Below are 8,448 nucleotides of genomic sequence, written 5' to 3'. Positions count from 1 at the left end.
GGCGAGTTCGATGCCGGCTTCTTCGGGATCTCGCCCCGCGAGGCGGCGGCCATGGATCCGCAGCAGCGGTTGCTGCTGGAGGTCTCGTGCCCGTCCGGCGGGATCCGGGTGTCCACGCTGTCGACGTCGTACGACGCGATGAACGTGCTCCCCGGGTCGCGCGGGCGGGCAGGCGGTGGCTTCCGGGTCACGCGGCGGGCAGGGCGGCGGCGAAGGCCCCCGCGTCGGGGCCCGACGCCCGCACGACCAGGCCGAGCGCCGACTCCGGCAGCCCGGTGACCGGCACGAAGGCGACGTCCGGGCGGGGCTGGAATCCCGCGGTACGCCGGCACACCAGCATCCCGCCGCGACCGGCCGCGACGAGCGCGATGCCCTCCTGCAGGGTGGTCACCGCCGGTCCGGGCGGGATCGACCTGCCGTCGGGCGTGACGGCGGGCGCCTGCTCGGCCCGCCAGTACTCGGGCGCGGGCGTGGCCGGGCCGATCAACGGCAGCCCCGCCAACCGCTCGGCGTCCACGGCGGGGAGCGCGGCGAACGGGTGCCGCGCGGACACGGCGACGGTCTGCTGCTGCCGGGAGAAGACCCGCACCAGCGCCAGGCCCGGCTCCCGCACCGGCAGCAGCACTATCGCGGCGTCCACCTCGCCGCGCCGAAGTGCCCCGAACGGGTCGCTGAGCGGCAGCTCGGTCAGGTCCACCCGCCGGCCGGGCGCCTGGTACGCGTTGACGGCGGCGGCGATGCCCGCGTCGACGTGCCCCTGGAATCCGAGGCGCAGCACGTCGTGCACGCCCCGGGCGGCGTCCCGGGTCTCCTCGACCGCCTGCCGCAGCGCCGCGTACGCGGGCCCCACCCCGGCGAGCAGCCGTCGCCCCAGCGGGGTGAGCGCGACCCGGCGGCTGGTGCGGTCGACGAGCCGGCCGCCGATCCGCCGCTCCAGGGTGGCGAGGAGCTGACTGACGCGGCTCTGCGACACCCGCAACCGCTCACCGGCGCGGCCGAAGTGCAGTTCCTCGGCGAGCGCCAGGAAGCACTCCAGCTCGCGTAGCTCCGGCCCGCCGGCCATGCCGCACCCCTCCCCCGTCGTGCCGCCCGCCCGATCGATGAGCCAGGCTCATCGTCCGACGAACACTTCGCCGTTGTTCCGCCGTCCCGGCCGGACCAGGCTGAGGAACATGACCAAGATCGACGATGCGGCCTCGGCCGCCCGCACCCGCTGGACCGGAGTCGGCGCGGTGGCCGGCGCCGTGTTCGCCGTGGTGACCACGGAGATGCTGCCCGTCGGGCTGCTCACCGCGATCGGCGCCAGCCTGGACAGCAGCCCCGGTACGGTCGGGCTGACCATGACGGTACCCGGCCTGGTCGCGGCGGCCGTGGCGCCACTGGTGCCGCTGGTGGCCGGGGCCATGGACCGCCGCCGGCTGCTGGTCGCGCTCGGCGCGTTGCTGGCCGTCGCGAACGTCGCCTCGGCGGCCGTCACTGACATCGCGCCGCTGGTGGCGCTGCGCCTGCTCGTCGGCGTGTGCATCGGCGGCATCTGGTCGGTGGCCGGCGGGCTCGCCGTCCGGCTCGTGCCGGCCCGCTCGGTCGGCACCGCCACGTCGATCGTCTTCAGCGGCGTCGCCGTCGCCTCGGTGCTGGGCGTGCCGGCCGGGGCCCTGCTCGGCGACCTCGTCGGCTGGCGGGCCGCGTTCCTGGCCGTGGGTGGGCTGTCGCTGGCGGTGACCTGGCTGCTGGCCGCCACGCTGCCGGCGATGCCGGTACGGGAGCCGACGCGCCTGCGGGCGATGCACGAACTGCTCGGTGACCGCCTCGTGCGGGTCGGGCTGGTCGCCGTCGCGGCCGTGGTCGTCGGGCACTTCGCCGCCTACACGTACGTGCGGCCCGTGCTGGAGCGGCTCGGCGGCGTCGAGGCGGGACTCGTCGGCGCGCTGTTGCTCGCGTACGGGCTGGCCGGGGTGGCCGGCACCTTCGTCAGCGGCGCGCTCGCCGCCCGCACCCCGCACCGCACGTTGCTGGCGGTCGCGGCGGCGCTCGGCGCGGCCGTGCTCGCGGTGCCGCCGCTCGCGGCGGCGGGGCTGCCCGGCGCCGCCACGGCCATGCTGGCCTGGGGCGTCGCGTACGGCGGCGTCTCCGTCACCTGCCAGAACTGGCTGCTGCGGGCCGCGCCGGGGGCCGGCGAGCCGGTGACCGCCCTCTTCGTGGCGGTGTTCAACCTGGCCATCGCCGGCGGGGCGCTGCTGGGCGGTCGGGTCGTCGACGCGGCCGGCCCCGCCGCCGCGACGGTGGCCGGCGGGGCGCTGGTGCTGGTCGGGCTCGCCGTCCTCGCGGCCGGATCGGGCCGGGCGCGGCGCCTCGACCGCCGGCCGGTCGGCCGTCGCTGATCATCTTGTCGGGCGGACCTGTTACGGTCGCGCCGCCGCTGCGCCAGTCGACCGGAGGTAGGCGTGATCAGCTCGCAGGTGTCGTCGTTCGCCGGATTGCCGGTCGTCCCGTTCACCCCGGGAATGACACTCCCCGACGATCCGTCGGCGGTCGCCTGGCGGCTGGAGGTCGAGGACTTCGACGCGGAGCCCGAGGAGTTCGCCGGCCTGCTGCGAGCGATGCGCGAGCAGGTGCCCGCCGAGGCCGTGCGCGCCGTGGTCATCGGCGAGTGGGGCCAGGCCTACGAACGGCCCCTGCCCGTCGAGCCGCTGGTCGAGGCGGCCGGGGAGTGGACCGGGCTGCGGGCGGTCTTCCTCGCCGACCTGACCTACGAGCAGTGCGAGATCTCCTGGCTCCGGCACGGCGACCTCACCCCGCTGCTGCGGGCGTACCCGGCGCTGGAGGTGCTGTGGGTGCGCGGCGCGCAGGACCTACGGCTGGAGCCGGTCCGACACACCGGGCTGCGCGAGCTGCGGTTCGAGTCCGGCGGGCTGCCCGCCGCGGTGGTCCGCGCCGTCGGCGGGTGCGACCTGCCGGCCCTGCACCGACTGGACCTGTGGCTCGGCCGGTCCGACTACGGCGGCGACGCGAGCGTCGAGGACCTGGCGGGTGTGCTCTCCGGCGCCGGCCTGCCCGCGCTGCGGCACCTCGCGCCGTGCAACGCGGAGATCGCCGACGCGGTCGCGACGGCCGTCGCCGCCGCGCCGGTCGTCCCCCGGCTGGAGACCCTCGACCTGTCGATGGGCACGCTGACCGACGAGGGCGCGGAGGCGCTGCTGGCCGGCCAGCCGCTCACCCACCTGGCGCGGCTCGACCTGCACCACCACTACCTCTCCGAGCAGATGGCCGCGTCGGTGGTCGCCGCGCTGCCCGGGGTGCGGGTCGACGTGTCCGACCCGCAGACCGCCGAGACCTACGGCGGCGCGCTGCACCGCTACACCGCCGTCGGGGAGTGAGCGGCCATGACCTTCGTCTCGCACGCCCGCGAGTTCGCCGGTCGGCCGGTGGTGGACGTCCCCGACGACGGGCCACTGCCCACGGTGGACGGCCCGGTGTCGTGGCGGTTCGGCCTCTGGCACTTCGACGGCGCCGCCGACGAGGGCCTCTCTGAGGAGTTCCGGGTCGCGTTCGACCGGTTCGTCGCGCAGGCCGGGCCGTCCGTGGAGTCCCTGGTCGTCGGCCCCTGGGGCTACGCCGCGTTCCACCCCGCCCCGATCGCGCAGCTCTGCGCGGCGGCACCTCGGCTGCCCGCCCTGCGGGCCCTGTTCCTCGGTGACATGACCAGCGAGGAGTGCGAGGTCTCCTGGATGAAGGTGGGCGACGTCAGCCCACTGCTGACGGCGTATCCGGCCCTGGAGGTGCTGCGCGTGCGCGGCGGCGAGGATCTCGCCTTCTCCCCCGTCCGGCACGACCGGCTGCGGGAACTGGCCGTGGAGACCGGCGGGCTGTCCGCGGCGTTCGTCGGCGCGGTGCTCGACTCCGAGCTGCCCGCCCTGACCGACCTGGAGCTGTGGCTCGGCACCGCCGACTACGGCGGCGACGCCCGGGTGGCCGACCTGGCCCCGCTGCTGGCCGGGAAACCGTTCCCCGCGCTGCGCCGGCTCGGGCTGCGCAACGCGGAGATCGCCGACGACCTCGCCGAGGCGCTGGCGTCGGCGCCGGTGACGGCCCGGCTGGAACGCCTCGACCTGTCCCTGGGCACGCTCGGCGACCGGGGCGCGGCGGCCCTGACCGGCGGGCGGTCGCTGACCCACCTGACCGAGCTGGACCTGCACCACCACTACCTGTCGGAGGAGATGGCCGCCGCGGTGGCCGCCGCCCTGCCGGGTGTCCGGGTCGACGTCTCCGACCCGCGGGAGCCCGACGAGTACGACGGCGAGAGCTACCGCTACACGGCGGTGTCGGAGTGACATGCGGCTGACCGTCGTCGGCAACCCCGGCAACCGTCGGGTCGACCTGTTCGCCCGGGCCGCGCTGGCCGCCGGCCTGCCCCGGCCGGCGGTGCTGCCCTGGGCCGACGTGCTCACCGGGGCCGCCCCGCCGGCGCCGGGCGCGCTGGTGCGGGTCGACTCGCCCGGGGAGGACCCGGAGGTGGACCGGCTGCTGCGCCGGGCCGCCGCCCCGGCGCGGCACGGCGAGCTGGTCGGCCTGGCCGACGCGTACGCGGGTCTGGTGGCCGGCCTGGGCCGGGTCGCCGCCGGCGGCGCGGAGCTGCTCAACGACCCGGCGGACGTGGCGGCCCTGTGCGACAAGCGGCGCTGCCACGCGCGGCTCTCCGCCGCCGGGGTGCCGGTGCCGGCCGCGCTGCCACCGGTGCGCGGGTGGGAGGCGCTGCGGGAGGCGATGGCGGCGGCCGGCTGGAGCCGCGTGTTCGTCAAGCCGGCGCACGGCTCGTCCGCCGCCGGGGTGGTCGCGCTGGCGGTCGCCGGGCACCGGGTGCAGGCGGTCACCACGGTCGAGGTCGCCCCCGACGGGCTGTTCAACTCGCTGCGGCCGCGCCGCTACACCGACGAGGCCGAGGTCGCCGCGATCGTCGACCGGCTCGCCCCCGACGGCCTGCACGTGGAGCGGTGGCTGCCCAAGGCGGGGCTCGGCGACCGGGTGGTCGACCTGCGGGTGGTGGTGGTCGCCGGGCGGCCCACCCACGCCGTGGTGCGGGCCGCCCGGGGGCCGCTGACCAACCTGCACCTGGGCAACGCGCGCGGCGATCTCGACGCGCTGCGGGCCGCCGCCGGGCCGGCGGGGTGGGCGGCGGCGATGGAGACCTGCGAGCGGGTCGCGGGGTGCTTCCCGCGCACCCTCCAGGTGGGGGTCGACCTGATGTTCCTCGTCGGCTGGCGGCGGCACGCGGTCGCCGAGGTCAACGCGTTCGGCGACCTGCTGCCCGGCGTGCTGGCCGACGGGCGGGACACCTACGCCGAGCAGGTACGCGCCCTCACCGACGGCCGGTGGGAACGCTGGCGGGCGGGGGCGACCAGGCGCGCCGGGCGGGAGGTGGCGGCGTGCGGAGCCTGATCGGCAGCCACGACCTGCTGCTGCTCACCCTCGACACGCTCCGCTACGACGTCGCCGCCGACCTGGCGGAGCGGGGGCGCACGCCGCACCTGGCGCGGGCCCTGCCCGGCGGCCGGTGGGAGCGCCGGCACTCCCCCGCCAGCTTCACCTACGCCGCGCACCACGCGTTCTTCGCCGGTTTCCTACCCACCCCGGTCAACCCGGGCCGGCACGAGCGGCTGTACGCGGCGGCGTTCCCCGGCAGCGAGACGTCCGGCGACGACACGTGGGTGTTCGACGCCCCCGACCTGCCCACGGCGCTCGCCGGCGTCGGCTACCACACGCTCTGCCTGGGCGGCGTCGGGTTCTTCAACCGGCGCAGCCCGCTCGGGGCGGTGCTGCCGGGCCTGTTCGCCGAGGCGCACTGGGAGCCGGAGTTCGGGGTCACCTCCCCCACCTGTGTGGACGCCCAGCTCGACCGGCTGGCCGAGGTGCTGCCGCGCGTGCCGGCGGAGCGGCCGCTGTTCACGTTCCTCAACGTCGCCGCCCTGCACCAGCCCAACCGGCACCACCTGCCCGGCGCGCGGGCCGACGACCTGGCCAGCCACGCCGCCGCCCTGGAATACGTGGACGGCCGGATCGACCGGCTCTTCGCCCTGCTCACCGGGCGGGGCCGGCCGGTGTTCGCGATCGTCTGCGCCGACCACGGCACCGCGTACGGCGAGGACGGCCACACCGGCCACCGGATCGGCCACGACGTGGTGTGGACGGTCCCGTACGCCCACTTCACCCTGCACCCGGGAGAATGGTGACCAGCACCGACACGGGCCTCGACGGCTCGCCGTACCAGCAGTACCTGTACGCGTACCCGCACAAGACGTCCTACCGGGCGCTGCGGCCCCGGCCGCTGCTGGCCGACGTGTGGCGCGCCGAGGCGCGCGAGGCGCTCTTCCTCTACGTCCACCTGCCGTTCTGCGAGATGCGCTGCGGGTTCTGCAACCTGTTCACCCGCGCCAACGCGCCCGCCGAGCAGGTGACGGCGTACCTGCGGCAGTTGCGCCGACAGGCCGGCCGGGTGGCCGACGCGCTGGGCGCGGACGCCGGCTACGCGCGCGCGGCGCTGGGCGGCGGCACCCCCACCTACCTCACCGCCGACGAGCTGACCGAGCTGTTCGCCGTCGCCACCGCGATGGGGGCGCGGCTGCCGGGCGTACCGCTGTCGGTGGAGACCTCGCCGGCGACCGCGACGCCGGAGCGGCTCGCGGTGCTCGCCGCGCACGGCACCACCCGGGTGAGCATCGGCGTGCAGAGCTTCCTCGACGCCGAGGCCCGCGCCGCCGGCCGCCCGCAGCGGCGCGCGGAGGTGGAGGCGGCCCTGGCCGCGATCCGCGACGCCCGGATTCCCGTGCTCAACGTCGACCTGATCTACGGCATCGACGGGCAGACCGCTGGCACCTGGCGGCAGAGCCTCGACGCGGCCCTGGCGTGGCGGCCCGAGGAGCTCTACCTCTACCCGCTCTACGTGCGCCCGCTGACCGGGCTCGGGCGGCGGGCGCACGCCCGCGCGGACTGGGACGCCCAACGGCTCGCCCTCTACGAGCAGGCGGTGGCGACGCTCGGCGCGGCCGGCTACCGGCAGGAGTCGATGCGGCAGTTCCGCCGGGCCGACGCGCCGGTGCCGGACGGGCCGGACTACTGCTGCCAGGACGACGGCATGGTGGGCCTGGGCTGCGGCGCCCGCTCCTACACCACGTCGCTGCACTACTCGTTCGACTACGCGGTCGGGGTGTCGCAGGTGCGGGCGGTGCTCGACGACTACCTGGCCCGTCCGGCGGACGACTTCCGGCACGCGGAGTTCGGGTTCGCCCTCGACGGCGCCGAGCAGCGCCGCCGGTGGCTGCTCAAGTCGCTGCTGCGCGCCGAGGGGGTCGACGCGGCGGCCTACCGGGCCCGCTTCGGCCGCCCGCCGGGCGAGGACTTCCCGGAGCTGGGCCGGCTGGTCGACCGGGGCTGGGCCACCGCCGGCGGGCTGCGGCTGACCCCGGCCGGGCTGGCCCGCTCCGACGCGATCGGCCCGTGGCTGACCTCGGCCCGCGTCCGCGACGCGATGACCGGGTACGTGCCGAGGTGAACCTCGCGATCCTCTACCGGGGCCCGCTGGCGAGCTGCAACTACGACTGCCCGTACTGCCCCTTCGCCAAGCGGCGCGACCCGCCCGAGCTGCTGCGCGCCGACCGGGCCGCCCTGGACCGCTTCGCCGGCTGGGTGGCGGCCACCACCGACGTACGGCTGTCGGTGCTGTTCACCCCGTGGGGCGAGGGGCTGACCCGCCGCTGGTACCGGGACGCGATGGTGTCGCTGTCGCACCTGCCGCACGTCGAGCGGGTGGTCATCCAGACCAACCTCGCCGCCCGGGTGGACTGGCTGGCCGAGGCCGACCCGCGCGCCGCCGCCCTGTGGACGACCTACCACCCCGGCCAGGTCGACCGGGACCGCTTCCTGCGCCGCTGCGCCCGGCTGACCGAGCTGGGCATCCGCTACTCGGTGGGGGTGGTGGGCCTGCCGGAGCACCTCGCCGAGGCGCGGGCGCTGCGGGACGCCCTGCCCGCCGAGGTCTACCTGTGGGTCAACGCCGCCGAGGGCCGACGCTACGACGCCGCCGAGGAGGCCACCTGGACGCGGCTGGATCCGCTCTTCGGCTACAGCGTCCGCCCGCACGTGTCGCTCGACCGGCCGTGCCACGCGGGAGAGACGGCCATCTCGGTGCTCGGCGACGGCACGGTGCGCCGCTGCCACTTCGTCGCCGAGCCGATCGGCAACCTGTACGACGGCTCGTGGCGCTCGGCCCTGCGCCCCCGCCCGTGCGTCAACGCGGTCTGCGACTGCCACATCGGGTACGTGCACCTCAAGCCGCTCGGCCTGCGCGACGTCTTCGCCGGCGGGCTGCTGGAGCGGATCCCGGCGGCCTGGCCGGCGGCGCAGACGGGAGAGGGGCGGTCCGGCACGGGCCGGGCCGCCCCTTCCAGCGGGTGA

The 8,448-nt window shown here is 76.6% G+C and carries 8 protein-coding genes and 1 pseudogene; 8 read left to right on the top strand and 1 reads right to left on the bottom strand.

Annotation, left to right across the window (positions count from 1 at the left end):
* A pseudogene (locus ACWENR_RS16095) lies at positions 1 to 87 on the top strand (beta-ketoacyl synthase N-terminal-like domain-containing protein); the annotation flags it as partial.
* 100 nt (positions 88 to 187) lie between these two features.
* On the opposite strand, the gene ACWENR_RS16090 reads toward ACWENR_RS16095, so the two are convergent.
* Complete coding sequence (locus ACWENR_RS16090) at positions 188 to 1,063, bottom strand: LysR family transcriptional regulator (protein ID WP_452277766.1); 876 nt, start codon at positions 1,061 to 1,063, stop codon at positions 188 to 190.
* Between the two features lie 109 nt (positions 1,064 to 1,172).
* Here ACWENR_RS16090 and ACWENR_RS16085 point away from each other — a divergent pair, with 109 nt between their 5' ends.
* From ACWENR_RS16085 to ACWENR_RS16055, 7 genes are all read left to right on the top strand, one after another.
* Complete coding sequence (locus tag ACWENR_RS16085) at positions 1,173 to 2,381, top strand: MFS transporter (RefSeq protein WP_452277765.1); 1,209 nt, start codon at positions 1,173 to 1,175, stop codon at positions 2,379 to 2,381.
* Between the two features lie 63 nt (positions 2,382 to 2,444).
* Positions 2,445 to 3,377, top strand: coding sequence for an STM4015 family protein (locus tag ACWENR_RS16080; protein WP_452277764.1), 933 nt, complete (start codon positions 2,445 to 2,447; stop codon positions 3,375 to 3,377).
* A 6-nt stretch (positions 3,378 to 3,383) separates the two neighbouring features.
* Complete coding sequence (locus ACWENR_RS16075) at positions 3,384 to 4,331, top strand: STM4015 family protein (RefSeq protein WP_452277763.1); 948 nt, start codon at positions 3,384 to 3,386, stop codon at positions 4,329 to 4,331.
* 1 nt (position 4,332) lies between these two features.
* Positions 4,333 to 5,436: an STM4014 family protein gene (locus ACWENR_RS16070; RefSeq protein ID WP_452277762.1), complete on the top strand. Its 1,104-nt coding sequence runs from the start codon at positions 4,333 to 4,335 to the stop codon at positions 5,434 to 5,436.
* Complete coding sequence (locus ACWENR_RS16065; protein ID WP_452277761.1) at positions 5,424 to 6,227, top strand: STM4013/SEN3800 family hydrolase; 804 nt, start codon at positions 5,424 to 5,426, stop codon at positions 6,225 to 6,227. The genes ACWENR_RS16070 and ACWENR_RS16065 overlap by 13 nt, the downstream gene beginning before the upstream one ends.
* Positions 6,224 to 7,546: an STM4012 family radical SAM protein gene (locus ACWENR_RS16060; protein WP_452277760.1), complete on the top strand. Its 1,323-nt coding sequence runs from the start codon at positions 6,224 to 6,226 to the stop codon at positions 7,544 to 7,546. The genes ACWENR_RS16065 and ACWENR_RS16060 overlap by 4 nt, the downstream gene beginning before the upstream one ends.
* Positions 7,543 to 8,448 (top strand): STM4011 family radical SAM protein, encoded by a 906-nt coding sequence (locus ACWENR_RS16055; RefSeq protein WP_452277759.1) that lies wholly within the window; start codon positions 7,543 to 7,545, stop codon positions 8,446 to 8,448. The genes ACWENR_RS16060 and ACWENR_RS16055 overlap by 4 nt, the downstream gene beginning before the upstream one ends.

Source organism: Micromonospora sp. NPDC004336, assembly GCF_053602615.1.
The sequence above is the reverse complement of the archived record's forward strand: the minus strand, read 5'-3'. Positions and strand labels throughout refer to the sequence as shown.